The sequence below is a fragment of the Micromonospora sp. NPDC047756 genome, assembly GCF_055587245.1.
In genome coordinates, this window is the sequence record NZ_JBVJGQ010000003.1 from 728506 (window position 1) to 754757 (window position 26252).

Here is a 26252-nt window from a genome sequence, read left to right on the forward strand (position 1 = left end):
CGACGGCGGGCGGACCCGGCGCCACCTGCGGGAGGTGGACGCCGGGGCCGTCCTGATGGCTGGCCCGAGCCTATTGTGCGGCCAGACCGTTGCGCCGGATCACCGAGGCGTACCACTTGGCGCTGGACTTGGGGGTGCGGACCTGACTGTCATAGTCGACGTGGATCATGCCGAACCGCTTGGTGTAACCCCAGGCCCATTCGAAATTATCCATCAGCGACCAGGCAAAGTATCCCCGCAGAGGCACTCCGGCGTCGATCGCCTCGTGGGCGGCGCGCAGGTGGGCGTCGAAGTAGGCCAGCCGATCGACGTCGTCGACCTCCCCGTCGACCACCGAGTCGACGAACGCGGAGCCGTTCTCGGTGACGTACAGGGGCAGCTCGGTGTAGTCGTGCACCCGGCGCAACGTCTCGGTCAGACCCGGGGCGTCGATCTCCCAGCCCATGTCCGTGACCGGAACGCCACGGGTGACGAAGCGGACGTCCTCGCTGCCCGGCCAGCACGAGGGGGCCGGGTCGGCCTCCGCGCCCTCCACCGGCGCGGCGACCACGTGCCGGCTGTAGTAGTTGACCCCGACCAGGTCCAGCGGCGTGGAGATGGTCGCCAGGTCGCCGTCGTGCACGTGCTCGAAGTCGGTCACCGTGCTGAGGTCGGCCACCAGGTCCTCCGGGTACGACCCCCGCAGCAGCGGGTCCAGGAAGAACCGGTTGGCCAACCCGTCGATACGCCGGGCGGCGTCCACGTCGGCGGGGCTGTCGCTGGCCGGGTCGACCGGGTAGAGGTTGACGGTCACGCCCACCTCGGCGCCCGGCCGGGCGGCCCGCAGCGCCTGCACGGCCAGGCCGTGACCGAGCATCAGGTGGTGGCCGGCGCGCACCGCGTCCGCTCCGTCGGTGCGACCGGGGGCGTGCACGCCGGAGCCGTAGCCGAGAAACGCCGAGCACCACGGCTCGTTCAGCGTGGTCCAGTAGCGCACCCGGTCACCGAGCGCGTCGGCCATCAGGCTCGTGTAGTCGGCGAAGCGGGCCGCGGTGTCCCGGGCCGGCCAACCACCGGCGTCTTCGAGCGGCTGCGGCAGATCCCAGTGGTAGAGGGTGAGCCACGGCTCGATGCCGTTGGCCAGCAGCTCGTCGACGAGTCGCTGGTAGAAGTCCAGGCCCTGCGGGTTGGCCGCGCCGGTGCCGCCGGGCTGCACCCGGGACCAGGAGACCGAGAAACGGTACGACTTCAGGCCCAGCTCGGCCATCAGCGCGATGTCGTCGCCGAGCCGGTGGTAGTGGTCGCACGCCACGTCGCCGGTGTGCCCGGCGACGACCCGACCGTCGGTGTGGCTGAAGGTGTCCCAGATCGACGGGGTACGGCCGTCGACGGCCGCCGCCCCCTCGATCTGGTACGCCGCCGTCGCGGCCCCCCAGAGGAATCCGGGTGGAAAGGTCAGCCCGGGGCGCTCGTCGAGGACGTCGACGGCGGGTGGGCTGGCGGGGTTGCTCACGACTTGACGGCACCTTCCATGATCCCGCCGATGATCTGGCGGCCGAACACGAGAAAGACGATTACCAGGGGGATGGTGCCGATCGCCGTGGCGGCGAACACCTGGGAGTAGTCCGTGTAGTAGGCGTACGAGAGGAAGGAGAGCGAGACCTGCAGGGTCGGGTTCTCCGGGGTGAGGATGGCGTACGGCCAGAGGAACGAATTCCAGGTCTCCATGAAGGTCAGCAGACCGAGGACGCCGGCGGCGGGACGCAGCGCGGGAAGCACGATGCTCCAGTAGATCCGGAACGTGCTGGCCCCGTCGACGCGACCGGCCTCGATCAGCTCGTCGGAGATCGCCTGGCTGGCGTACTGCCGCATCATGAACACGCCGAAGGCGCTGACCAGGAACGGCACGGTCACCGCGTAGAGCGTGTCGTACCACCCGAGGTCCTGCATCATGCCCCAGAGCGGGAGGAGCCCCATCTGGGTCGGGATCATCATGGTGATGATGATCGCCAGCAGGAGGGCGTTGCTGCCGCGGAACCGCAGCTTGGCGAAGGCGAACCCGGCCAGCGAACCGGTGAGCACCACCGAGATGGTGACCACCGAGGAGACGATGATCGAGTTGATCATGCCGGTGAAGAAGTTGGCGGCGTCGTTGTCGAGGACCCGCTGGAAGTTGTCACCGAACGCTCCGCCGGGGGTTACCGGTGGCGGCACGTCGTTGATGTTGTCCAGACTGCGGGTGCCGATCACGACCATGTAGTAGAACGGGTAGATCGACAGCAGCGCCGCCAGGACGAGCGCCACGTAGGTCAGTGGGCTGGTGCGCCACAGGCGCTGGGAAGCCGAGATCATCGATCTCTCCTCACTTCGCCGAGCGGCGGACGAGTAGGAAGTTGAACAGCGACACCGCGACGATGATCATGAAGATCGCCCAGGCGACCGCGGCTCCGTAGCCGGCGGTGCTCAGGTTCTCGATGCCCATCTCGTACATGTACATGGCCAGCGTCTGGAACTCCCGCTGGTCGCCGCCGAGGATGTTGCCGTTGCCGAAGAGCAGCGGCTCGGTGAAGAGCTGCATGCCGCCGATCGTGGACAGGATGACCACGAAGATGAAGGTGGGCTTGAGCATGGGCAGGGTGATCTGCCAGAACTGCCGCCACGGGCCGGCGCCGTCGATCTCCGCGGCCTCGTAGAGGTCCTTCGGGATCGCCTGCATGCCGGCGAGCAGGATCAGGGTGTTGTATCCGGTCCAGCGCCAGTTGACCATCGTGGAGATGGCGAACCAGGAACTCCACCGCTGCGAGTCCCAGTCGACCGCGTCGACACCGACGAGGCTGAGCAGCCAGTTGAACAGGCCGAACTCCCGCTGGAACAGCATCCCGAACACGATCGCGACCGCCGCCACCGACACCACGTTCGGCACGAAGATGGCCATCCGGAAGAAGGTCTTGGCACGCAGGAAGGTCCGGTTGAGCAGGTTCGCCAGGAAGAGGGCGAGCAGCAACTGCGGAATGGTCGACAGGGCGAAGATGCCGAACGTGTTGACCAGCGCGTTCCAGAAGTACTCGTCGGACACCAGCCGGGTGTAGTTGTCGAAGCCGATGAACGAGTGGTCGCCGATCATGTCCCAGTCGTGCAGCGACATCCAGGCGGTACGCAGCATCGGGTACAACCCGAACACGCCGAAGATCACGAAGAACGGCGCGATGTAGAGGTACGGCGAGTACTTGACGTCGAGACGGTTGAGTAACCTGCCCCGGCTACGTCGGGAAGAGACGTCGGGGGAAGGCGGTGCTGCTGGCGACGGCGGTGCCGTCGTGGCCGACAGGCTCATGCGAAATTCCTTTTCCGGCGAGGCCCGGGGGCCCTCGCGCAGGGCGCTACGCGGAGGGGACCGGCCGGTGGCGTCCGGGAAATCCCGAACGCCACCGGCAGGGAATCACTCAGAAGGCACCCTGAGTCTTGGCGTCCTTCGTGAACTGCTCCCAGGCCTTCGCCTTGTCGGCCTGCCCGTTCTCGAACGCCCGCAGTGCCGGCTCGAACGCGTTCTCCTTCACCGCCTGGTGCTTCGGGCCCAGGTGGGTCGGCTGGATCTTGGCGACGCTCTCACCGAAGATCTTGCCGGTCGGCGCGTTGCTGAAGTACTCGTTGGTGTAGCTGAGGAACGTCTCGTTCTTCAGCGCTTCCAGGTTGGTGGGCAGCGGGCCCTTGAGCTTGAAGGCCTCCACCTGGCTCTTGGCGTTGGTGAGGTACTCGGCGAGCTTCGCCGCCTCCTTCGGGTACTTGCTCTGCTCCGGAACCGCGAGCCAGGAGCCGCCCCAGTTGCCGCCGCCACCCGGCACGGCCGCGACGTCCCACTTGCCCTTGTTCGCCGGACCGGAGTTGTCCGAGACGATGCCGAGCATCCAGGACGGGCAGAAGGTGACCGCGAAGGTGCCCTGCTTGAAGCCACCCGACCACTCCGGCGACCAGGTGGACGTCTTGGCGGAGATGTCCACCATCGAGGTGGCGGTGTCCCAGGCGTTCTTCACCGCGGGGCTGGTGTCCGCGATGATGTTGTTCTCCTTGTCGTAGAACAGATCACCGTTGCCCTGGAACATGACACCGTTGGAGACGGCGGTGATCGAGTCGACGAACGCCTTGCCGGTGGCCTGCTTGTACTTCCGACCGGTCTCGTGGAAGCCGTTCCAGTCCGACCAGAGCGCCGACACCTGGTCGCGCTCGGTGGGCAGGCCGGCCGTCTGGAACAGGTCCTTGCGGTAGCAGACAGCGAGGCTGCCGACGTCGGTCGGCAGGCCGACCAGCCGGCCGTCCTGCGACTTGCCCAGCTCCCACTTCCAGGGCAGGTATTCCTTCGAGTGGTCGGCGATCAGCGGGTTGAGGTCAACCCAGTTACGCGGGTTGGTCTTGAACTCGTTGAGGATGCCCTCTTCCAGGGCGGTGACGTCCGCCGCGCCCTTGCCGGTGGCCAGGTAGCGGACCAGCTTCGGCCGGTACTCGCTGAGCTGGGCGGTCTTGCGCAGCTCGACCTTGATGCCGGTGTCCTTCTCGTACTGCTTGACGAGCTCGTCGTAGCCGAACTCGCTGAAGGTGTCGACGACCAGCTTGGCCGGCTTCTCGCCGGCCGCCGGCTTGTCGTCGTCGTTGCCGCAGGCCGCGAGACCGCCGATTGCGGTGATCGCGGCCAGGGCAGCGGCCGCCAGGCGGGTACGCCGCGTGGTGACACTCATGCGCTGACCCCTCTTTCCGGTGGTGAGGCTGGGTGGTTGTGGTGGGGGGTGTCTCATCGCGCCAGGCCGGGGATGCATCAGTGACCCATGCCACCTCCGGGAGCGCTCCCATGAGATTGCCGGCGGGTAACGGGAGTGTCAATAGGACGTTGGGAGCGTTCCCAGATCGTTACCGCTCACCACTTTCACCGCACCGACCCCACCCACACCGCCTGCACCAATACGGTGACCAGGAACTTTGGGCCAGGAAACGGAGTCCCCCCGACGCGGACTTCTTGATCGACAACGCTCGCTCGGGCGCGGCGGGGTGGCGGGCGGGCGGCGGATCAGCAGAAGTGGCGCAGGAGGGTGGTCGCGCGGGTGGCGTCGAACCGGGACGGGTCGAAGGTCGGCCCCGCCCAGTCGCGCAGCATCGCGTGGCGGGAACTGACGAGGTCGACCGCGTCGCTCTCGTCGTCCACGGCTTCCAGGAGCGCCTGGTAGCCCAACGACCCGCCGACACCCTCCGGCGGGCAGGCCCGTTCCCCGGCCAGGCAGACCGGGTACCGCTCGTCGGGGTCGGCGGTCAACGCGTCCTCCACGACCAGGTCGTGCTCCCACCAGTCGCCGAAGTCGTACGTGTAGGAGAACCGGCTGCCCTTGCCGAGCACCGCGTCGAGCCGCACGTCCAGCTCGTCGTGCAACGCCAACTCCCCGTCCGCGTCCGGCTCGCCGTACTGCACCGCGTCGATCTCGAACGAGTGCAGGCGGCAGTCCCGCCAACCCATCGCGTGCTGCACCACCCGGTGCAGCCGATCCAGCGTGTAGCCGGCCGGCACGAGCACCCGACGCCACACCGGCGGGCGGGTCCCGGCGAGGGACATCTTCAGCTGGAAGATCTGACGCGCCATGCTGTCCTGTCCTCCCGCGGCTTAGGCTGCGAGCATGATCTGCCGAGCGTGCCGGGCCCGGCGACACGACGACTGCCCGGGCCGGAACTGGTGCGACTGCCAGCACCGTACCGCCGAACCCACCCCTCCGGTCACCGGTCCGGCCGACGAATGACCGTCGGAATTCCGATCCGACGGCTCTGGCCCGAGCCGTCGACGCAGCCGCTCGACGACGCCGCGTTGACCGTCCTGTACGGCCGCGCCGACGAGCCCCGACTGCGGGTGAACTTCGTGGCCAGCCTGGACGGCGCGGTCACCGTGGACGGCTACTCGGCCGGGCTCTCCGGCGAGCCGGACAAGCGGGTGTTCGGTCTGCTGCGGATGGTCTGCGACGCGCTGGTGGTGGCCGCCGGCACCCTGCGCCACGAGGAGTACCGGGCGGTCCGGCTCAACGAGCGCCGCCGAGCCTGGCGTCTGGCCAACGGGCTGGCGGAATACCCGACGCTGGTGGTCGTCTCCAACTCCCTCGACCTGGACCCGGCGCAGGCCGCCTTCGCCGACGCGCCGACCCGCCCGCTGGTGCTCACCCACGCCGACGCCGAGCCCCCGCCCGGCCTGACCGACGTCGCCGACCTGCTGCGCTGCGGCGCCGGGCGGGTCGACCTGGCCGCCGGTCTCGTCGAGCTGCACCGCCGCGGGCTCACCCAACTGCTCTGCGAGGGCGGCCCGCACCTGTTCGGCGCGCTCACCGCAGCCGACCTGGTGGACGAGCTGTGCCTCACCGTCTCGCCGCTGCTGGCCGGGCCCGGCCCCGGCCGGATCACCGCCGGCGACACCGCACCGCCCCGGCACCTGCCACTTCGCCACGTGCTCGCCGCCGACGACGGCGTTCTGATGCTCCGTCACGCCCGCCGGTAACCCGCCGTCGCCGGGGCACACACCCACCGTTGTGAGTGTGACGGCGCATGGTGTCGTCCGCCGCGTCGCGTGGCGACCTGTCGTACTCCTCGGGCAGGATGCACTGCATGCGCGCCGACCGTGATGCCCGACCGACCCGAGCCGCCCGATGACCGACGCCGAGCTCGACAGCCCGGGCGGGGTGGTCGGCCGCGTGCTGGGCACCGCCGACGCCACCCCGTTGCAGTTCTGGACGGCCGTCGCCCCGGGCAGTTACCTCCAGCTCGACGACGTGGTGGTCACCCGGCGCGAGCTGCCGGACCGGGAGCCGGTGACGATCGCCGGTGTGGTCACCCAGGTCCGCGCTCGGCACGAGGGCGCCCAGTTCGAGTCCGACGTGTTCGCCATTGCCGACGGCACGCTGCCCGCGCAGGTGCAGGAGGCGGCCGAGGTGACCACCACCCGGGTCGATCCGGAGCTGTACGTGCCGCCGACCCCGGGCGCTGTGGTGCACCGGGCCGAGGGTGACGCCCGGGCCCGCGCGCTGCACTTCGACCGGATGGAGCGGCGCATCCCGATGGGGATGGGTCGGGACGGGGTCCCGGTCTACCTCAACGCCGACTTCCTCGACGGCAGCCGGGGTGCGCACGTCTCGATCTCCGGCATCTCCGGGGTGGCCACCAAGACCAGCTTCGCCACCTTCCTGCTTTACTCGGTGTTCCGCTCCGGCGTGCTGGGCGGCGACGCGGTCAACGCCAAGGCACTGATCTTCAACGTCAAGGGCGAGGATCTGCTCTTCCTGGACCACCCGAACACCCGCCTCGACGAGCCCACCCGCGCCGCGTACGCGAAGCTCGGGTTGAGCGCTGGCGCCTTCCCCGACGTGCGGGTGTACGCCCCGCCCCGGGTCGGTGACTCGGCCGGCACGCCGGATGTGAGCAGCCGGCTCACCGGCGTCGACTCGTTCTACTGGACGTTGAGCGAGTTCTGCACCGACCGCCTGCTGCCGTACGTCTTCGCCGACGCCGACGACGAGCGCCAGCAGTACACGATGGTGGTCCACTCGGTGGCCGCGCACCTGGCCCGCTACGCCCAGCCCGCCGACGGCGGAGTGAGCATCGACGGGGTGCGGCTCGGCTCCTACGGCGATCTGGTCGACCACATCGTCGACCAGCTCAACGACGACGAGACCCGCTCCGACTGGGCGGGCAGCGCCGTGGGGCTGGGCACCGTCAACGCGTTCGCCCGGCGGTTGATCGGCAGCAAGAAGGACCTGGCCCGGCTGATCCGTGGCGACCTCGCCACCCGCCGCCCCCACTCCATCAACACGAGCGAGTCGGCCCAGGTCACAGTGGTCGACCTGCACAACCTTCCGGACCGCGCGCAGCGGTTCGTGGTCGGTGTGACGCTCAAGAGCGAGTTCGAGCGCAAGGAGAAGTCCGGCACCGCCAAGCCGCTGCTGTTCGTCGTCCTCGACGAGCTCAACAAGTACGCCCCCCGGGAGGGTTCCTCGCCGATCAAGGAGGTCCTGCTGGACATCGCCGAGCGGGGCCGCTCGCTCGGGGTGATCCTGATCGGCGCGCAGCAGACGGCCAGCGAGGTGGAGCGGCGGATCGTCACCAACTCGGCGATCCGGGTGGTCGGCCGGCTCGACCCGGCCGAGGCGTCCCGCCCGGAGTACGGGTTCCTGCCGCCCGCGCAGCGCCAGCGGGCGTTGCTGGCCAAGCCGGGCACCATGTTCGTCAACCAACCGGACATCCCGGTGCCGCTCTGCCTGGAGTTTCCGTTTCCGGCCTGGGCCACCCGGGTCTCCGAGGCGGGCCGGGCACCATCGGACACGCTGCGCTCGATCACCCAGTCCGCCGACCCGTTCGCCGTGGTGGGCTCCGGCGGCGGCACCGACGACGACATCCCGTTCTAGGTAGGGGCCGGCACAGCCATGAAGATCCTGCACACCTCCGACTGGCACGTGGGAAAGGTGCTCAAGGGGCAGTCCCGGGCCGACGAGCACAAGGCCGTGCTGGCCGGGGTGATCGAGATCGCCCGCGCGGAACAACCGGATCTGGTGATCGTCGCGGGTGACCTCTACGACACCGCCGCGCCAAGCTCAGAGGCGACCCGCCTGGTCACCAGGGCGTTGACGGCGTTGCGTCGTACCGGCGCGGACGTGGTGGCGATCGGCGGCAACCACGACAACGGCCCGGCGCTGGACGCGTTGCGTCCGTGGGCCGACGCCGCCGGCATCACGCTGCGCGGCGGGGTGCGGGAAAACCCGGACGAGCACGTCATCGACGGCACCACCGCCGGCGGCGAGCGGTGGCGGCTGGCCGCGTTGCCGTTCCTGTCCCAGCGGTACGCGGTGCGCGCGTTGGAGATGTACGAGCTGACCGCCGCGGAGACCAACCAGACGTACGCCGACCACCTGGGCCGGGTGCTGGGGCGACTGACCGAGGGTTTCACCGAGCCGGACCGGGTGCACCTGGTCACCGCGCATGTGACGGTGACCGGCGCGGCCGCCGGTGGTGGCGAGCGCGACGCGCACACCGTGTTGGGCTACGCCGTTCCGGCCACGGTCTTTCCGGCCACCGCGCACTACGTGGCGTTGGGTCACCTGCACCGGGCACAACGGGTAGCCGGCCCCTGCCCGGTGCGGTACAGCGGCAGCCCGCTCGCTGTCGACTTCGGTGAGCAGGAAAACGTCCCCTCGGTGACGATGGTCGAGGTGACGGCCAGCACGGCCGCCCGGGTGCGGGAGGTGCCGGTGACGGCGGCGAGCGCGCTGCGGACGGTGCGCGGCACCCTGGCCCAGCTCGCCGAGATCGAGGCACCGGACGCGTGGCTGCGGGTGTACGTGCGGGAGCAGCCCCGCGCCGGCCTGCGCGAGGAGATCCAGGAGCTGCTCCCCCGGGCCCTGGAGATCCGGATCGACCCGGAGCTGTTGGCCGCGCCGGGCAGCGGCGCGCGCATCGCGCAGCGGTCGGGGCGTTCGCCTCGGGAGTTGTTCGCCGACTACCTGGACAGCCGCGGCCACGCCGACGAGGGTGTCCGGGAGCTCTTCGACGAGCTTTTCGAGGAGGTCGAGCACTGATGCGTCCGATGCGATTGGACATGGCCGGCTTCACGGTCTTCCGGGACGAGACCACTGTCGACTTCACCGACGCCGACTTCTTCGCGCTGATCGGCCCCACCGGTTCGGGCAAGTCGACGGTGCTGGACGCGATCTGCTTCGTCCTCTACGGCATGGTGCCCCGCTGGGGTGGCGCCCGGGGGTTGGCGAACGCGCTCGCGCCGTCGGCGGCCGAGGCGCGGGTGCGGTTGGTCTTCGAGTCCGGCGGCGCCCGTTACGTCGCGACCCGGGTGGTCCGCCGGGACGGCCGGGGCAACGTGAAGACCGCGAACGCCGGGTTGCAGCTGATGCCGGCCGGTTTCGACGTGACCAAACTGGACACCGGTCTGAGCCCGGACGACCTCGGCGAGGTGGTGGCCGGCACCCCCGCCGAGATGGAGCAGGCGGTGCTGGAGGCGGTCGGGCTGCCGTACGAGCAGTTCACCAGCTGTGTGGTGCTGCCACAGGGGCAGTTCGCCGACTTCCTGCACGCCAAGCCGGCGACCCGGCAACAGATCCTGGTCAACCTGCTGGGCCTCGGCGTCTACGAGGACGTGCAGAAGAAGGCGACGGCGCGCGCCGCGCAGGCGGAGGCCCGGCTGGAGGCGGTCGACCAGGTGCTCGTCGGGTTGACCGGCGTGGACGACGAGGCGTTGGCCGAGGCCGACGCCCGGGTCGAGCGGATGGCCGAGCTGGCGGCGGCGGTGGCCGAGGCGGTGCCGGAGCTGGCGGCGGCGCGGGTCACCGCACGGGAGGCCGCGGCGGCGTTGACCGCGCTGGACGACGAGCTGACAGTGCTGACCGGGGTGCGCGCGCCGGGTGGGGTGACCGCTGTCGCTCGCGCGGTCGCCTCGGCGCGGGCCGACGCCGAGGCGGCGGCGACCGGGGTGTCGCTGGCCGAGGAGCGGGAGGACAAGCTGCGCGGTGAGCTGGCCGCCGCCGGTGACGAGAGCGCGCTGCGACTGCAACTGCGGGCGTACGACGATCGGGATCGGCTGTCCGGCGAGGCCGACACGGTCCGGGCGACGGTGCGCGCGGCGCACGACGAGCACGCCGCCGCGGTGGCGGCGCTGGCCGCCGCACGGGTGGTCGCCGAGCGGGCCGACGCCGAGCTGGAGGCGGCCTTCCGGGCGCACGAGGAGGCGAAGGCCACCGACCTGGCGGTGAGCCTGCGGGTGCACCTGCACGCCGGTGCGGCGTGCCCGGTGTGTGAGCAGCCGGTGGCCGAGGTGCCGGCGGTGCCGGCCGATTCGGCGGTGGCCGCCGCGACGGCGGCGGGCAAGGCGGCGCGGGCCGCTTCCAAGGCCGCACAGGCGACGGTGCAGGAGCGGGACGCGGCGGCGCGGGAGCTGGAGCGGCTGCTGGTGCAGGCGCGAGCCCGCCAGGAGCAGATGGAGGCCCGGCTGGCCGAGCTGGACGGGCAGCTCTCCGGCGCGGCCGAGCCGGCCGTCCTGCGCCGGGAGCTGGCCGAGCACGCCCGCTTGCGGCGCGCGCTGGAGGAGGCGGCGACAGCGGTCCGGGCCGGCCGCGAGGCCGCCCGGCAGGCCCGGGCCGGGGTGGACGCCGCCGAGGAGCGGCTACGGGCGGCGTGGCGGGCCTTCGACACCGCCCGTGACGGGTTGGCCCGGTTCGGCCCACCGGCGACCGACCGGGACGACGTGGCTGCCGCGTGGGCGGCGCTGACCGGGTGGGCGACCACCGAGGCGGACCTGCGCCGCGCCGAGCGGGCCGGTCGGGCCGACGCCGTCGCGGAGGCCGAGTCGGTGGCCGACGGGGTGCAGCGGGGCATCGCCGGCATCTTCGCCGCCGCCGACGTGCCGGTCGGGGACGACCCGGTGCACGCGGCGACGGTGGCGGTGGAGCGGGCCGACGCCGACCGGCGGCGGCTGCACGAGCGTCGCGAGCAGGCCGGTACGTTGCGCGAGCAGCGGGCGGGCCACGAGCGGGAGGCGCAGGTGGCGCGCGCGCTCGCCGGGCACCTGCGGGCCAACAACTTCGAGCGGTGGTTGCTGGCCGAGGCGTTGGACCTGCTCGTCGACGGCGCGTCGGGGATCCTGCGGGAGCTCTCCTCCGGTCAGTACGAACTGGTGCACGACAAGGGCGAGTTCGTGGTGGTCGACCACCACGACGCGGGGTTGCGCCGGGGCGTGCGCACCCTCTCCGGTGGTGAGACGTTCCAGGCGTCGCTGGCGTTGGCGTTGGCGCTCTCCGAGCAGTTGGCCGGCATGTCGACCACGGCGGCGAGCCTGGAGTCGATCGTCCTGGACGAGGGTTTCGGCACGCTCGACGCCGCCACCCTGGACACGGTGGCGGCGACCCTGGAGAACCTGGCGGCCCGGGGCGATCGGATGGTCGGTGTGGTGACCCACGTGCCGGCGCTGGCCGAGCGGATCCCGGTCCGGTTCGAGGTGCGTAAGGACGCGCGCTCGTCGCGTATCGAACGGACCGGCCGGTGAGCGCGAGGAGCGCGGTCGCTGACGGTGGGCCGGCCCGGTGAGCGACGCCGCATTCTTCGTGGATTCGTGGGATCCGGCCTACGGGGCGTCGTTCGAGGCGTCCGCCGCCGGCCCGGCCGCGCCGAGCAGCGCCCAGGTCGACGCGGACGTGGAGTTGCCGGCTGTGGACTGGCGGGCGATCGGGGTACGCCCCGGGGTGCGGGCACCGGACGTGGTGTTGCTCGTCGACGGGGTTCGGCGCATCGACGCCAGCATCTGGACGGCGGAGACCGACGGGTTGTCGTTCCCCGGGTTGGCCGCCTCGTACGCGGCCGGGGTGGTCCGGTGTGACCTGGGGCGGGGTGCGGCGCAGTTGGCGGGCACCCGGGTTGGCCGGGGCCTGTTCACCGCGAGCCCGTCGGCGCAGGACGTGGTGGCGGGCGCGATCCGTTACCCGGTGCACCGGGTGGGTGGCACCGGTGAGCTGGCGAAGTTGCCGGCCGCCGTGCAGGGTCCGCTGACCGCGTTGGAGGTGGCGGTGTCCGACGCCGCCCGGGTCGACGGCGATCTGTTGGTGGTGGACGGCCCGCTGCGCGCTCGTCGGCAGTTGCCGCGCACCCTGGGCTACATCAAGACGCAGCACAGTCAGTACCTGGACGCCCGGCTGACCGCTGTGGTGACGGGGATGGCATCGGGTGAGCGTTCCCCGGTGTTCCGGCTCGGCACCGCCTGGGGCGGTTGGTCGTGGTATTTGCGGCTGCCGGTGGCGATCGGCGCGCCGTGGGCGGGCATCGTTCGGGTGGAGTGCTCCGCCGACCTGCCCGTCGAGGCGGCGATCGAGCTGGCCGACCTGTCGCTGGTGACCCTGCCGCGCTTCGCCTCCACCCCGTACAAGGATCCGCGGGCCCCGCAGAACCTGATCCCGATCGCCGGCCTGGAGCGCCGGCTGCGGGCCCTGCTCGGCGATTCCCGGTTGCTGCACCGTGCGTTGACCGCCGCGGCCCGCGCCGCCCGATGAGCGCGGACACTGGTTCCGATGGGGCGTAAACGGGCGGCTGACCGGGTGGTCGAGCAGGTGGACACCGGGCTGGCGGAGCTGGTGCCGGCTCCGGACCGGGCCGGCTCGTGGACGCTGCTGCTGGACGGCGCGCCGCAGTCGCACGTCGACCTGACCGATCCCACCCATCTCGAGTTCGAGTACGTGCGGCGGTTGGCTGCCGCGGTGGATCTGATCGCACCGGCCGGTGAGCCGCTGCGGGTGTTGCACCTTGGTGGCGGCGCGCTGACCCTGCCCCGGTATGTCTCCGCCACCCGACCCGGGTCCACCCAGCGGGTGTCCGAGGTGGACGGTGCGCTGGTCGAGTTGGTCCGTCGGGCGTTGCCGTGGCCGTCGGACGCCCGGTTGCGGGTCCGGGTCCAGGACGCCCGGGCGGTGCTCGCGTCCACCCGGGAGGCCAGCTACGACGTGGTGGTCGCCGACGTGTTCGCCGGTGCGCGTACGCCGGCCCACCTCACGTCGGTGGAGTACGCCACCGAGGTGGCCCGGGTGCTCCGCCCCACCGGGTGGTACCTGGCGAACCTGGCCGACGGTCCGCCGCTGCGGCACGCCCGTGGGCAGGTCGCCACGGCGCGTTCGGTGCTGCCGCAGGCCTGTCTGGTCGGGGACGCGGCGGTGCTGCGCGGGCGCCGGTACGGCAATCTGGTGCTGGTCGCCGGGCGGTCCACACCGCCGGTGCCGGAGCTGACCAGACGCGCCGCCGGTGACTGGTTTCCCGGCCGGGTGGTGGCCGGCGACGACCTGGACCGCTTCGTCGGTGGCGCGCAGGTGGTTCGGGACGCGGACGCCACCGGCTCCGATCCGCCACCGCCGGGGCTGTTCTCGGTACGCCGCTGACCGTCCACCCCACCGGGGCGGGGAAGTTTTTTCGTCGTCTGTTGATCCGCTGGGGCCGGCGCTGCGTACCACCGGGCGGCCCACCTCGTGGGCCGGCGTTGGTCACGGACATCCCGGAGGTCTGCATGCACGCGGTGGCGGCCGGTTGGCATGGCGACGCGGTACGCGCTGACTGGTTGTCGGCGCGACCCTCGTCACGGTCGACCTCGTCTGCCCGAGGGGTCGACGCACGGGCGTCGACTCGCCAGAATGGTCCGGTGACGCCGCGACCGGCGCCCGGACGCCATCAGGCGACGACAACCGAGGCCAGCCACTCCGACCAGTTGATCCGTCAGCTCTACGCCGAACACGCCGGCCCGTTGCTGATGTTCGTCATGCGCCTCACCGGGGGGGACCGGCAGCGCGCGGAGGACATCGTCCAGGAGACGCTGCTGCGGGCCTGGCGCAACGCGCACCGGCTGGGCACGCAGGGGCAGGGCTCGTTGCGCCCGTGGTTGGTCACCGTGGCCCGCCGCATCGCCATCGACGAGCACCGCAGTCAGGAGGCCCGGCCGCCGGAGACGTACGACCGGGACCTCACCGCGTTCGCCGAGGCGGACAGCACCGACCGGGTACTGCGCACCATGACGGTGGCGGACGCGCTGCGTACGCTCAGTCAGTCGCACCGGGAGATTCTGATCTCGACGTACTTCCGGGGGCGGACGGTGCCGGAGGCGGCCGAGGAGTTGGGCCTGCCGTTGGGCACCGCCAAGTCGAGGGTCTACTACGCGCTGCGCGCGCTGCGCACGGCTCTGCAGGAGCGGGGGGTGACAGAATGAGCCGGCCGGACCACATGGACGTCGCGGCGTACGCGCTCGGTGTGCTCGACGAGCAGGACACTGAGCGGTTCGAGGAACATCTCGCCACCTGCTGGGCGTGCGCCGCCGAGTTGGAGACGATGGTGCCGGTCGTCGGGCTGCTCTCCGACATCGACGGCGAGACGATGATGGCGCTGGAGCAGACGGCGACCGACCCGGCCCTGCTGGACCGCACGCTCGGCGCGGTCCGGGCCGACCGGCGGCGTAGCCGGTTTCGTCACCTGCTCGCGACGGCCGCCGCGGTGGTGGTCTTCGGCGGTCTGACCGGGTACGGCTTCGTCAGCGTGACCGGCAACGACCAACCGCCGGGGGTGCTGGCCGAGTCGACGCCGAGCGCGCCCAACGACCCTCCGACGAGCGTGCCGACGGCCGCGCCGAGCGGCCCGGGTGTGGGCGGCACCGAGGTGGAGGGCGACCAGGTCGAGGCGACCGACCCGACCACCGGTGTGCAGACCACCATGTTCCTGGTGACCAAGGACTACGGCACCCGGGTCAATTTCAGCCTGCGGAAGCTGCCCGGCCCGCGCATCTGCCGACTGGTGGTCGTACGCAAGAACGCCACCACCGAGGTCATTTCGACCTGGTCGGTGCCGGATGGTGGCTACGGCACCAACACCCGGCCGCAGGGTCTCGAGCTGAGCGCCTCGACGTCGGCCCTGCCGAAGGACATCAAGCAGCTCCAGGTGCAGTCGGTGGATGCCAACGGCGTGGCGAGTCCGCTGGTCACCGTACCCATGTAAGTGCGCCTACCGCATCGGCGCCGGTCATTGTCACAATGACCGGCGCCGATCTGTCGTTGCGCGCGGAGGGTCCCCTCGCGGGTGCGTACGCATGGCAGCCGGAAACGGTTCAATTGATTTAAGTGAAATTGACCACTGTTACTACTTCAACCTTGACAGCCCATCCGCCGTACCTATGGGTGAACTGTCAAGAATGAGGAGGGCACGTGGCACAGATGAAGCGGACCGTCATCGTCGCGAGCGCGATGGTCGCACTAACGGCCTGCGCTCCCGCGGGTTACGACGGGGCGAACTCGAGCGCGGCTGAGCCGGTCGCCGTCGCCGCGGCCGAGCCCACCGCGACGGTTGAACCTGAGGCCTCGCCTTCCGCGGAGGCGCCCGCCGCCGACGCCCCGCCCGCGGACGTCGACCTGACCGAGAAGTTGATCGGTAAGAGCGTCGCCCGGATGGGCAAGGTGGTCACCGACCAGGACGGCTGGATCCTGTACCGCTTCGACAAGGACACCGCCGACCCGCCGTCGTCGAACTGCGTCGACAAGTGCGCCGAGGTGTGGCCCCCGGCACTGACCGACGGCAACCCGGAGCTCACCGGCGTCTCGGACGACAAGGTCAGCAGCGTGACCCGGCAGGACGGCACCCGTCAGCTCACCGTCGGCGGCTGGCCGGTCTACCGCTACATCGGTGACAAGAAGCCCGGCCAGTGGAAGGGCCAGGCTGTCGGTGGCACCTGGTTCGTGGTCCAGCCGGACGGCAAGAAGAACCTGAGCTGCCTGCCCAAGGGCACGCCGAAGGCGGTCGCACCGCCGGCGGACAGCGACTCGAACGACGCTGGCGGCTCGGGCTACTCGTACTGAGCCTGGTCGCCCACGAGGGCACGGTGGTCGGTCGTCGCCGGGGAGGGCGCGACCGGCCACCGTCGTGTCCGGGGTGGGTCAGGCCCGTTCCCACGGGCTCGGCACCGGGAAATACGTCTCCAGGAACGGAATGAGCAGCGCCAACTGCGCCTCGAGGTCCTCCTCGACGGAGAACGCGTCGTTCAGGCAGAACACCTGCCGGTCCCGACGGGCCAGCAGGTGCGCCAACCGGGCGGGCGTGTCCGGGTGGGACAGCTCGGCGATGGTGTACCGCAGGTTCCCCGGTGCCGCGCGACCGGTGTGGAACGCGTAGTAGTGGTGCAGCGACGAGGCGACCGACAGGTCGTCCATGCTGCGGAACTGACTCGCCGCGGTCCGCCGGTACTGCTGCGGGAACGTCTGCTCGATCTCCTGGAGCACGCTGCGCCGCAGCGCGTGCGGCATGTGCTTCATCTTCTGGGTCAGCACGGTGCCGAACCGCTCCGCGATCAACGCCCGGTTGTTCTTCCCGGCCGCCGACGACGGGATGTCCCCGGCGGCGGGTGGACCCGGCGGCACCAGCGCCGGCGACGGAAAGAACCGGGAGATGCCGTTGGCCAGGAAGAAGTCCTGGGGCAGCACCTCGGTGCCGAGGAAGACGTCGTCGTTGAAGTACAGAAAGTGCTCGGAGAGCCCGTCGATGTGGTGCAGCTGACTCTCGATGGCGTGCGAGTTGTACGTCGGCAGCACCGTCGGGTCGGTGAAGATCTCCCGATGGCTGACCACCCGCAACCCGCTGGCGGACGGATCCAGCCAGGCCGGCACCTGGTCGTCGGTCACCACGTAGACGTGGCGCACCCACGGCGCGAACAGGTGCAGCGAGCGCAGCGAATAGCGCAACTCGTCACGGCTGAGGAAGCGGGCCGCGCTCGCCGCCTCCGCGTGGTACGGCACCCCGGCCACCTCTGCCCGTCGGCGTAGCCAGGCCGGGTCGGCACCGTCGACCCAGGTGTAGACCACGTCGACCGGGAACGGCACGTCGTCGGGGCGCGGTGCGGCGAACTCGGGGCGGGTCCAGGCGGTCGCGGGTGCGGCGGCGGGCGCCAGGCCGGTGAACCGCGATTCCGGTACGAGGACCAGCGGCGCCGCCACGGTCACCTGTTCGGCGACGGCGTTGGGCCGCGGGGCGACGAGGCTGTCCGCCTCCCGGGTCCAGAACTCCACGTCGCACCCGTACGCCTGCCCCAACACCAGCCGCCGCTGGGGGTCGGTCCAGTACCAGGTCAGCCGCAACACCGCGGCGTCGGCGAGCCGGTCCCAGGTCTTCGGTTCGAAGCCGGCCGCCGGCTGACCGGTGCCGTCCGGCACACCGACGTAGCCGGGGACCCGACCGCAGGCGGCGGCCAGTGCGGCGTACGCCCGCGTGCGGTGCGCGGCGTCGACGGCGACCACCGACGAGCGGTGGGTTTCGCCGCGTACCCGGAAGTGGGGTACGCCGGCCTCGTCGAGCGCCGCCGTCACCGCGGTGAGGTTGTCCAGCCGTGCCATCAGCGGGGTGACGGCCCCGATCCGGGCCACCCGGGGTCCCCGGTCGGCGGTGACGACCACCCGGTCCGCGCCGGCCAGCAACTCCGGCTGGCGGCGGGCCAGCCGCTCGCCCCGGCGCTCGGAGAGCTGCCCGTCCCGCGCGGCCCGGGCGACCCACTGCTTGAGCTGGTGCCGGGCCCGGGGGCTCACCTTCGTCGCGATGGCCCGCCGGGTCTGCGGGCTCAGCACGCGGCGGTACACCTCCACGAAACCGGTGGGCTCGGCCAGCGCCCGGGGCGGTTCCCCCGGCGTGGGCTTCGACTCGGTCACCGCTCGTTTCTCCTTGTGTCCGTGCTCATGGGCGATCGACGACGACGATCGACAGTTCGCTGTCGCGGGTGTAGTACGGGCGGACGCGCAGCAGTGGTGCCGGATCCTCCTCGACGAGGTCCAGTCCCGGATCGTCCACCAGGTAGATCTCCGGGTAGTTGTAGACGAGTTTCTTGTCGACGATGTCGTCGACGAGCAGACCCACCCGGACCTCGCGGTCCGTGCCGGCCTGCCGCAGCCACAGATCCCAGTCCTCATATCGGCCCAGTCGATGTGCGGCCAACTCGTCCACCACCACCTCGATACGCAGATGACCGCTGCGAGTCTGCACCACCGGCACGAACACCGCGCACTCGTGGTGACCCCGTCGATGGAGCACGGCCTGCTCGGGAACCCCGGACCCGCACCAGACTGCCTCGATCGACACCCGCTCACCGCTGAGTGCGACCCGCCGCACCTCGGCATGTTCTGCCCGGACCCAGCTGCGTACCGCCAGAAAGCCGTCCGCCGTTCGGTACGGCAGGTGCGAACGGACTGCGTAGCCACCGGCCGGGTCGTCCACCGGTCGGTGGCCGCCCGCGAGCACCCGCGTGTCGATCCGGGCTGGGCACAGTCGCAGCCGCGCCCCGGTCGGTGGCTGCAGATACGCGTTCCAACGGCCCTCCGGCAACGCGTCGGCGGGCAGCACGGCCACCTGGCGCACCCCGTCGTCCTGGGGTTCAAGTGGCACGCGCACCTTGTGCCCGCTGTCCCGGTCGCGCAGCAACAGGTGGGCGCCCGCAGCGAGGTCCGGCGCATCGACACTCAGGCTGAGACCGAGGTCCGGCAGTACCTGACAGTCCACTTTCGGCCCGGCGGCTGGTGCGGCGGCTCGTCGCCGGATCGCCTTCTGTAGTCGGGCGGAGGTGGCGCGGGCCTGCCGAATGCGCGAGAGGCGCACCAGTGCGCCCATGCTCGCCCGACGGGCCAGGTCACTACCCGCGATCCCGCGAAGGAACGGATCGCCCAACAGCCGGACCAGATCCGGTTCCCGAACCAGCTCACCGCGACGAGCCAGCACCGAACGACCGGGCCGCGGCCCCTTGCCCGACCGGGCGGCCCGCGCGGGTCGCCCGAGCGCTGGACCTCGCTCGCCCAGCACGGCCTCACACTGCTGGGCGAAGGAGTCGGCGAGCGTGTCCGGGTCGAACCGCGCCGCGTTCACCAACGCCTGCCGGGCCAGCCGGGCCCGGAGATCGTCGTCGTGCATCAGCGTCCGCAACGCCGAGGCGTACGCGTCGACGTCGTCCATCGGGACCAGCAGACCATCGACCCCGTGCTGGATGATCTCGCGGGGTCCGACCGGGCAGTCGGTGCTGACGACCGGCAGGCCGAGCCGCATCGCCTCCACGATGGTCATGCCGAACGATTCGCGCTCCGAGGAGACCGCCGCGAACGACCCCTTGACCCACTCCGTGGACATGTCCTCACGCCGACCCATCAGTTGGACCTGGTCGGACATCCCCAACTCGCGGACCTGTGCGACCAGCGCGGGGCGTTGTGGACCATCCCCGTAGATCCGCAGTTTCCAGTCGGGCTGATCGCCAGCTGCCCGCGCGAAGGCGGCGATGAGCCGATCGTAGCGTTTGATCGGGTCGAGCCGTCCCGCACTGACCACGATCCGGTTGGTGCCGTCGGCCGGCGGCACGGTGGGCTGGGGAACGCTGTTCGGCAGCGCCGTGACGCGGGTGTGCGCCACCGGATTACCTGATCGGAACGCGGCGGCGTCGGCCTCGGTCACCGTGAAGGCGAGGTCGATCCGGTCGTACGACAGCCGAATCTCCTCCTTCAGCACGTCGTCGATCAGATCCTGCGTCATGTGCTCCTGCGCCACCCGGACCGCGTGGTCGGGGCCGTGCCGTGCCACCACGACGTTGAGGCCTGGCCGGGTACCCACAATCACGTCAGCCCCGGTCGAGCGCAGGTAGTCGATCATCCGTTCATCGGTCAGTCGGCTGTACTGGGTGTGGAACTCCTCGCTCTTCGGCACCAGCAGGGACGGCTCCCGGAGCCGGGGATCGGCCCGGTCGGGACGCCCGGGTCGGGTGTCGAGGAGCGGAACGAGCGCGATCCGGTCGTCGATGGCGAACATCGGCTCGTCGGTCCGGCGGAACACGGAAACGATCTCCACGCCGTGACCCCGGCCCACCAGGGCGGTGGCCAGGTTCAGCACGGCTCGATTGGTGCCACCAACGCCGTACATGTTGTGAATCAGAAAGGCGAACTTCACCCCGAGGTCCTCAGTTCGTAGGGGCTCGGGACCGGGAAGTACGCCTCCATGAACGGCTCGAGGATGGTCATCTGGTGCTGCAGTTGAGCGAATGTCGAGAAGGCGTCGTTGATGCAGAAGGTGTCCCAGTCGCGCCGCGCCTCCGCTCGCCGCAGCCGCGCTTCGAGGTCGGGTACCGCGAGCTGGACGTAGCCGTAGTTGACGCGTCCGGGCAACGCGCGGCCGGTCAGGAACGCGTAGTAGTGGTGCAGCGAGTAGGTGATGGTCAGGTCGTTGGCGCTACGGAACCGACTGCGCATGGTGGCCTCATGCTCGACCGGGAACTCCCGCTCGATCTCCGCGAGGATGCTGCGCCGCAACGGGTAGGGCACATGCTGGGAGCCCTGGGTGAGGGTACGGCCGAACCGCTTCTCGATCAGGGCCCGGTTGTTCTTGATCATGGCGTCCACCGGGCTGTCCAGCTCGGTTATCTCGCCGAGCGGAATCCGGTTCTGTGACAGGAAGAACTTGGTGTTGCCATTGGCCAGGAAGAACGTCTGCGGTGCCAGGGGGCGACCGAAGAACATGTCGTCGTTGAGGTACAGAAAGTGCTCGGCGAGCCCGTCGATGCGGTGCAGTTGACTCTCGATGGCACACGAGTTGAAGGTCGGCAGGGCGTCCCGGGCCGCGAAGATCTCGTCATGGTTGACCAGAAAGATGTTGCCGGCGCTGAGGTCCAGCCAGGCCGGACGCTGGTGGTCGGTCACGATGTAGATGTTGCGGACCCACGGGGCGTTCAGGTGTAGCGACCGCAACGAGAACTTCAACTCGTCGCGGTTGATGTACCGCGACTCACTTGCCGACTCGGCGTGCAGCGACTCACCACGGACGCCCGCGCGGCGTTGCTGCCACTGTGGGTCCGCGCCGTCCACCCAGGTATAGACGACGTCTATGGGGAAGTCGATGTCGTCCGGGAGCAGGCGGTCGAACTCCGCGCGGCTCCGCCGGGGCGGGTGCCACTTCGCCGGAGAGGCGAGGCGGGTCAGCCGATGCTCGTCCACCTGCACCGGCGCGCCCTCCAGCGCCACCGCCCGCATCATCCGGTTGGGACGGGGCGACCGGAGCAGCCCGGCCTCCCGGTCGGGCTTCCAGAACTCGATCTCGCAGCCGTACGCCGGGCCTAGGATCAGCTTCAGGGTCGGGTCGGCGCGGAACCAGGTCAGCTTGATCGCCTGGGCGGCGTACAGCTCGGTCCAGGCCGGCGCCTCCGACGCGTCCGCGAGGCCGCCGACGATCGGCGGCCGGGGCAGTACCTGGCTCACGTAACAGGTCTCGACCCCGCCCAACTTCTCCAGCGCGCTCAGCGCAGCGAGCCGATCAACCTCACTGACGCCGATCACCGGCGTCCGATCGTCCATACCGCGGACGAGGAAGTAGTCCACCCCGTGCGCGTCCAGCGCGCCGCTCACCGCGTCGACGTTCAGTTGACGCCCCAGGATCGGAGTCAGGTTGGCGTGCACGTGCGCCGCACGACGTCCACCGTCGACCAGGACCTCGCGAAGCGCGGGAAGGTCTCGCCCAGCGCTCGCCACCGGCGCGGAGCTGGCCGCGTCGGCGGCCCGGGATGGCGTGCCCGCGTACTGCGGTACCACCGGCGTGTTGTTCACGGCACTTCCTTCACCCAGTTCAAGGACGATGCGAGTTGGTCCGGTCGCGAGACGAGGAGCCCGCCCGCTGTCGACACCGCCAGGAGAACGGCGCAGCCGGACGCGTCGACCTGCACGGCGTGGCCACCAGCGATCGGAGTCGGCTCGCGGAGCCAGTGGCAGGGCGTCGACCCGGCCGGGTCCAGCCACGTGACGCTGGAGCCCGATGCGTCGTTCCGGACCGCCAGCAGGACCGTGCCCGGGTCGGACACGAACCGAGCGGTCAGCGGGCCGGGGCCGCCGTGGCCACCGAGGTCGGCAACCGTTGACGGGTCCCATTCCCGGCCGCCGCCGCGCGTCCGGTACGACAGTACGGACGCCGAGTCCCGTCGCCGGAACAGCAGTAGTCGCTCTCCGTCGGGCAACCCCGTCACGGCAGGCGGGCCTGCCGGTGCCTCCGTCTCCAACTGGACGTACTCGGCGATGAGTTCCGGTACGGAGACCAGCCAACGCCCGATTCCAGTGCGCCCGGCGGCCAACACCTCCACGTGGTGCTCGTTCAACCTCACCGCGGCCAGGCCGTCCTGGATGTCCCGGCCACCGAGGTCCTGCCACTGCGTCCAGGACGACCCGTCGTACAGCCGGGCGCTCAGTCCTTTGCCGGCGTTCCGGACCAGCAACAGGACACCCCCGTCAGGTAGGGAGACAGCGTGCGGCATGCCGATGTTCCGTCGATCCGACGGGGCATGCCGCCCGGCGGGGTTGCCGAGCGACTCCCAGCGAACGTCGGCGTCACCGACAGCGGGCAACACTGTTGTCCAGATGTCGCGGACGTGCCGATCTGGATCTGCGGTGACTTCTTGCCGCACCGCGAAGAGCCGCCATCCGCCGCTCGGGATGGTCACCACGGCGAGGTACGGCAGAAGTCCACCGCCGGGAATCACCCGGCTCGGGGCAAACTCGCCCGAGCCGGCCTGCTGCCAGTGGACGACCTGACCGCCCCGCACGGCGAAGGCCGACAAGTCACCGTTCGGGCCCGGTGCCGCCCAGGTCCGCGAGCCGGGATAGCGCAACGTGGTTCCGACGGCGTTCCCGGTGCCGATCGGGTCGCCACCGACCTTGCGGTCACCGTGGCCGACGGGTCCGTCGGCGGGGCGACCGTCGGCCCACCCGTAGATGTCCTTGTATCGCTGCTTGAGTGCCCGCGCCTCAGGGCTGAGGTTGGACGGCCACCGTCGGACGTAGTAGCCGCGGAACGCCTCGAGGATCGTGGTGCTGCCACCGCCCTCACTGAACCAGCGTTGGGCCGCCGCGTGCGCGAACAGCCCGGTGATGGTGTGGGAGAGGTGGTCGGAGAAATCACCGGTGTCGGCGTGCTGTGGGTTCGCCTTGTCGTGCAGTTGCCGATCGGGATCCGGGTCCATCGTCCACAACAGCGTCGGCTCGACGTCGCGCAGCAGGTGCAGCAGCGCCTCGATCAGCCCCTCGCGAGAGTAGGCGAACGTTGCGGAGACCGGCGAACCCACCGGGACCATGGTGGGCGTGACAGTGGCTTCGCCGGTCCACAACTGCGGCAGCGACCCGGCTCCGGCCGGCGAGCCGGGGGGCGGCGCACACCAGAGGTTCAGCGACACCAACCGGATCCACGGCGCGTCGACGAGCGTCGAAAGGTCCGCCTCGGCCGTCGAGCCCAGGGTGATCGCCGCACGCCGCCACTTGGCGTCCCGATCATCGAGAACCATCTCCCCGTACGCCGAGCGGAGCCCGTTGAACCGCGCGGCGGCGAAGCCCTCGAAGTCCACCGGCAGCGCGGCGTGTGCCAGCGACCCACCGGGGGCGTTGCGTCCATCCGCCTCGCCAGAGGTCAGGCAGACCGTCAGGTGTGTCGCACTGTGTCGCAGCTGACTCGCGAGCAGCGGGTTCAGGAAGTAGAGATCGTCGTCCTGGTGGGCCATGATCGCCATGGACCGCGGACGGCGGTCAGACCTCATGGCGCTCTCCAGATGGATCCGATCGTCGCCGGATCGGTTGCTCGTGAGAGCCGAGGACGGCCTTGAAGTCGGTGACCGTGTTGAGCATGTTGTTGGGCATGGTGGGCGCGTCGACCGGGGCGCGTCGACGGGCATCCAGCACCGGGCGGTACGAACGCCGCCACAGCTCCCCCGCGCCCACGTTCCGGCGCTCCGCCACCACGTCGTCGGGCAGCTCGAACGGGGCGGGGAAGGGCAGGTAGCGCGGCAGGAAGTCGGCCAGCATCCGCTCCTGCTCGGCGAACGACAGCGGGTCTGAGTCGGTGTCGTTGAGGCAGAACACGTCGCGGTTGCGACGAGCCAGCAGCTCGGCGAGCCGGGCGGGGGTCGAGGGGTGACCCAGGTCGGCGTACTCGTACTCGATGTCGCCGGGGACGGCCTGCGCGGTCAGGAACGCCCAGTACTGGTGCAGCGACGACGGGATGGACAGGTCGCCGTGGTGCCGGAACCGGTGCCGCGCGGTGGCCGCCACCTCGTCCGGCAGTGTGCCCTCGATCTGCTGCATGATGCTGCGCCGCAGCGCGAACGGGGTGTGCTTCATCTTCTGCGTGATGGTCACGCCGAACTGCCGTTGGATGTGCCGACGGTTGTTCTTCCCGGCGGCCTTCACCGGCGGGTCCTCCGGCTTCGCCTCCCCCAGACCGAACTGGGCCGGCGAGGGGAAGAACTTCGCGATCCCGTTGGCGTGGAAGAAGTGGTTCGGCAGCAGCGGACGACCGAGGAACACGTCGTCGTTGAGGTACAGGAAGTGTTCGGCCAGTCCGTCGATGCGGTGCAGGCGGGACTCGATGGCGTGCGAGTTGTACGACGACCGGCCACCGAGGTCGGCGAAGAGTTCGGCGTGCGAGACGACCGTGATCATCGGATCGCTCGGGTCGAGCCAGCTCGGCAGTTGGCTGTCGGTGATCAGGAAGATCCGCCGCAGCCAGGGCGCGAAGCTGTGCAGCGACCGCATCGAATACCGCAGCTCGTCGCGGTTGTGGTAGCGCGAGGAGTTGGCGGCGACCGCGTGCAACGGGCCGCCGGGGGTGCCGAGCGCCATCGACTTGCGCTTGAGCCACTGCGGGTCGGAGCCGTCCACCCAGGTGTAGACCGCGTCGATCGGAAAGCCGATCCGGTCCGGCGCCCGGACGGCCAGATCCCGGCGGGTGCCGTAGGTGTGGTCGTCGGCCTCGGGCACGAAGTGGCTCAGCAGCGCCGCCGCCACCCGGACCGGCTGTGCTTGGGCGGGCGCCTCGTCGACGACCCCGTTGCGTCGGGGAGCGCGGACCATGTCCCCGTGTCGGCTCCAGAACTCGATCTCGCAGGCGAACTGGGCACCGAGGACCACACCGGCACGAGCGTCGGTCACCGGGAAGCAGACCCGGATCACCTCGGTCGGGGCGCCGTCCGGTTGGTCCCGACGGGGCTGGACCTGCACCACCCGGACGTCGGCGCCCGACAGTGCCGGCGCGGAGCGGACCAGGCGTCGCACCTCCGCCCGCTGGTCGTCGAGGACCGCGACGGTGCTGCGCAGGTGGTCGTCGTTACGAATGCAGTGGTATTCGATGCCGGCGGCGTGCAGCGCCGTGGTGACGGCCGTGAGGTTGCGGTGCCACTGCTGCAACGGGGTCGCCGTGGCGACGACCTCGGCCCGGGTCCGAACGCCACCGTCGGTCACGGCCACCCGGGCACCGAGGTCATGTACGGTGTCGCTGCCGCGCGGGCGGGAGAGCGTCTGTACCAGGCCGATCCGCCGGTGTGCGGGCAGCAGACCCAGCACCCGTCGCCGTGCCGACGACGGTAGGAGTCGGTAGACCTTCAGAGCGATCATGCGCTGGGCCGCCGTCCGCTCGGGACGGCCGCCTCGTCAGCGGGCACCCGTCAGCCCTGCGGACGGGTAGCGGGGTGAGATCCCCCTCGCGATGATTCGACACAGACTCGCGCAGCCATCACTGCATGCCCTTCCACAGATCCCCCGTTGACACTGCGCAGGTGGCCCGAGGCACTCGTTCACCTGCCGGCCATCAAACAACCACATCATCGATACCTGACCCACCGCCAAAAATGGCATAAGGGCGGTATATGAGGGTCCGCCAAAATAATCCTGGCCGTTCGGTTGATCAACCAGACCGGGACGGTCGGCCGAACG

At 70.6% G+C, this 26252-nt stretch carries 19 protein-coding genes; 9 read left to right on the plus strand and 10 right to left on the minus strand.

Features of this window, described 5'->3' with window-relative positions; all coding sequences use genetic code 11:
• Positions 1 to 70 precede the first annotated feature (70 nt).
• From ACZ6NZ_RS12725 to ACZ6NZ_RS12745, 5 genes are all read right to left on the minus strand, one after another.
• Complete coding sequence (locus ACZ6NZ_RS12725; protein WP_465858346.1) at positions 71 to 1492, minus strand: GH1 family beta-glucosidase; 1422 nt, start codon at positions 1490 to 1492, stop codon at positions 71 to 73.
• Positions 1489 to 2331, minus strand: coding sequence for a carbohydrate ABC transporter permease (locus ACZ6NZ_RS12730; protein ID WP_465858347.1), 843 nt, complete (start codon positions 2329 to 2331; stop codon positions 1489 to 1491). The genes ACZ6NZ_RS12725 and ACZ6NZ_RS12730 overlap by 4 nt, the downstream gene beginning before the upstream one ends.
• 10 nt (positions 2332 to 2341) lie before the next feature.
• Complete coding sequence (locus tag ACZ6NZ_RS12735; RefSeq protein WP_465858348.1) at positions 2342 to 3313, minus strand: carbohydrate ABC transporter permease; 972 nt, start codon at positions 3311 to 3313, stop codon at positions 2342 to 2344.
• 109 nt (positions 3314 to 3422) lie between these two features.
• On the minus strand, positions 3423 to 4709 hold the full coding sequence (locus ACZ6NZ_RS12740; RefSeq protein WP_465858349.1) for an ABC transporter substrate-binding protein: 1287 nt from the start codon (positions 4707 to 4709) through the stop codon (positions 3423 to 3425).
• A gap of 326 nt (positions 4710 to 5035) precedes the next feature.
• Complete coding sequence (locus tag ACZ6NZ_RS12745; RefSeq protein ID WP_465858350.1) at positions 5036 to 5599, minus strand: plasmid pRiA4b ORF-3 family protein; 564 nt, start codon at positions 5597 to 5599, stop codon at positions 5036 to 5038.
• 150 nt (positions 5600 to 5749) lie between these two features.
• Between ACZ6NZ_RS12745 and ACZ6NZ_RS12750 the strand changes: the two genes are divergently transcribed.
• The 9 genes from ACZ6NZ_RS12750 (at position 5750) to ACZ6NZ_RS12790 (ending at position 16361) form a co-directional block, all read left to right on the plus strand.
• Positions 5750 to 6496 carry a pyrimidine reductase family protein gene (locus ACZ6NZ_RS12750; protein ID WP_465858351.1) on the plus strand — a complete coding sequence of 249 codons (747 nt, stop codon included), beginning with the start codon at positions 5750 to 5752 and terminating at the stop codon, positions 6494 to 6496.
• Positions 6497 to 6644: 148 nt separating this feature from the next.
• The gene (locus ACZ6NZ_RS12755; protein ID WP_366607240.1) at positions 6645 to 8396 is read left to right on the plus strand and encodes an ATP-binding protein; all 1752 of its coding nucleotides are present in this window, start codon (positions 6645 to 6647) and stop codon (positions 8394 to 8396) included.
• A gap of 18 nt (positions 8397 to 8414) precedes the next feature.
• The gene (locus ACZ6NZ_RS12760) at positions 8415 to 9563 is read left to right on the plus strand and encodes an exonuclease SbcCD subunit D (protein ID WP_366607238.1); all 1149 of its coding nucleotides are present in this window, start codon (positions 8415 to 8417) and stop codon (positions 9561 to 9563) included.
• Positions 9563 to 12037, plus strand: a complete 2475-nt coding sequence (locus tag ACZ6NZ_RS12765) for an AAA family ATPase (RefSeq protein WP_465858352.1) — start codon at positions 9563 to 9565, stop codon at positions 12035 to 12037. Before ACZ6NZ_RS12760 ends, ACZ6NZ_RS12765 begins: the two co-directional genes overlap by 1 nt.
• A 37-nt stretch (positions 12038 to 12074) precedes the next feature.
• Entirely contained in the window at positions 12075 to 13034 is a 960-nt protein-coding gene (locus ACZ6NZ_RS12770) for a hypothetical protein (protein WP_366607234.1), read from the plus strand.
• Between the two features lie 18 nt (positions 13035 to 13052).
• Positions 13053 to 13910: a spermidine synthase gene (locus ACZ6NZ_RS12775; protein ID WP_465858353.1), complete on the plus strand. Its 858-nt coding sequence runs from the start codon at positions 13053 to 13055 to the stop codon at positions 13908 to 13910.
• Between the two features lie 125 nt (positions 13911 to 14035).
• Entirely contained in the window at positions 14036 to 14728 is a 693-nt protein-coding gene (locus ACZ6NZ_RS12780; protein ID WP_030488630.1) for a sigma-70 family RNA polymerase sigma factor, read from the plus strand.
• A complete protein-coding gene (locus tag ACZ6NZ_RS12785; protein ID WP_366607230.1) occupies positions 14725 to 15507 on the plus strand; it encodes an anti-sigma factor family protein in 783 nt (260 codons plus the stop codon). Before ACZ6NZ_RS12780 ends, ACZ6NZ_RS12785 begins: the two co-directional genes overlap by 4 nt.
• A gap of 206 nt (positions 15508 to 15713) precedes the next feature.
• Entirely contained in the window at positions 15714 to 16361 is a 648-nt protein-coding gene (locus ACZ6NZ_RS12790; RefSeq protein ID WP_366607228.1) for a hypothetical protein, read from the plus strand.
• Between the two features lie 78 nt (positions 16362 to 16439).
• Here ACZ6NZ_RS12790 and ACZ6NZ_RS12795 read toward each other — a convergent pair whose 3' ends face one another.
• The 5 genes from ACZ6NZ_RS12795 to ACZ6NZ_RS12815 are packed head-to-tail and all read right to left on the minus strand — an operon-like array spanning position 16440 to position 25934.
• The gene (locus ACZ6NZ_RS12795) at positions 16440 to 18197 is read right to left on the minus strand and encodes a stealth family protein (protein WP_465858354.1); all 1758 of its coding nucleotides are present in this window, start codon (positions 18195 to 18197) and stop codon (positions 16440 to 16442) included.
• 25 nt (positions 18198 to 18222) lie between these two features.
• Positions 18223 to 20466 carry a glycosyltransferase family 4 protein gene (locus ACZ6NZ_RS12800; protein ID WP_465858355.1) on the minus strand — a complete coding sequence of 748 codons (2244 nt, stop codon included), beginning with the start codon at positions 20464 to 20466 and terminating at the stop codon, positions 18223 to 18225.
• Positions 20463 to 22112 carry a stealth family protein gene (locus tag ACZ6NZ_RS12805; protein ID WP_465858356.1) on the minus strand — a complete coding sequence of 550 codons (1650 nt, stop codon included), beginning with the start codon at positions 22110 to 22112 and terminating at the stop codon, positions 20463 to 20465. Before ACZ6NZ_RS12805 ends, ACZ6NZ_RS12800 begins: the two co-directional genes overlap by 4 nt.
• Complete coding sequence (locus ACZ6NZ_RS12810; RefSeq protein WP_465858357.1) at positions 22109 to 24082, minus strand: PIG-L family deacetylase; 1974 nt, start codon at positions 24080 to 24082, stop codon at positions 22109 to 22111. Before ACZ6NZ_RS12810 ends, ACZ6NZ_RS12805 begins: the two co-directional genes overlap by 4 nt.
• Positions 24072 to 25934: a stealth family protein gene (locus tag ACZ6NZ_RS12815; protein WP_465858358.1), complete on the minus strand. Its 1863-nt coding sequence runs from the start codon at positions 25932 to 25934 to the stop codon at positions 24072 to 24074. The genes ACZ6NZ_RS12810 and ACZ6NZ_RS12815 overlap by 11 nt, the downstream gene beginning before the upstream one ends.
• Positions 25935 to 26252 lie beyond the last annotated feature (318 nt).

Coding starts and splice junctions, on each gene's coding strand:
- ACZ6NZ_RS12745 (WP_465858350.1), bottom strand. CDS start 5,599: ATGGCGCGTCAGATCTTCCAGCTGAAGATGTCCCTCGCCGGGACCCGC.
- ACZ6NZ_RS12775 (WP_465858353.1), top strand. CDS start 13,053: ATGGGGCGTAAACGGGCGGCTGACCGGGTGGTCGAGCAGGTGGACACC.
- ACZ6NZ_RS12780 (WP_030488630.1), top strand. CDS start 14,036: ATGCACGCGGTGGCGGCCGGTTGGCATGGCGACGCGGTACGCGCTGAC.
- ACZ6NZ_RS12765 (WP_465858352.1), top strand. CDS start 9,563: ATGCGTCCGATGCGATTGGACATGGCCGGCTTCACGGTCTTCCGGGAC.
- ACZ6NZ_RS12755 (WP_366607240.1), top strand. CDS start 6,645: ATGACCGACGCCGAGCTCGACAGCCCGGGCGGGGTGGTCGGCCGCGTG.
- ACZ6NZ_RS12740 (WP_465858349.1), bottom strand. CDS start 4,709: ATGAGTGTCACCACGCGGCGTACCCGCCTGGCGGCCGCTGCCCTGGCC.
- ACZ6NZ_RS12735 (WP_465858348.1), bottom strand. CDS start 3,313: ATGAGCCTGTCGGCCACGACGGCACCGCCGTCGCCAGCAGCACCGCCT.
- ACZ6NZ_RS12815 (WP_465858358.1), bottom strand. CDS start 25,934: ATGATCGCTCTGAAGGTCTACCGACTCCTACCGTCGTCGGCACGGCGA.
- ACZ6NZ_RS12760 (WP_366607238.1), top strand. CDS start 8,415: ATGAAGATCCTGCACACCTCCGACTGGCACGTGGGAAAGGTGCTCAAG.
- ACZ6NZ_RS12750 (WP_465858351.1), top strand. CDS start 5,750: ATGACCGTCGGAATTCCGATCCGACGGCTCTGGCCCGAGCCGTCGACG.
- ACZ6NZ_RS12810 (WP_465858357.1), bottom strand. CDS start 24,082: ATGAGGTCTGACCGCCGTCCGCGGTCCATGGCGATCATGGCCCACCAG.
- ACZ6NZ_RS12730 (WP_465858347.1), bottom strand. CDS start 2,331: ATGATCTCGGCTTCCCAGCGCCTGTGGCGCACCAGCCCACTGACCTAC.
- ACZ6NZ_RS12785 (WP_366607230.1), top strand. CDS start 14,725: ATGAGCCGGCCGGACCACATGGACGTCGCGGCGTACGCGCTCGGTGTG.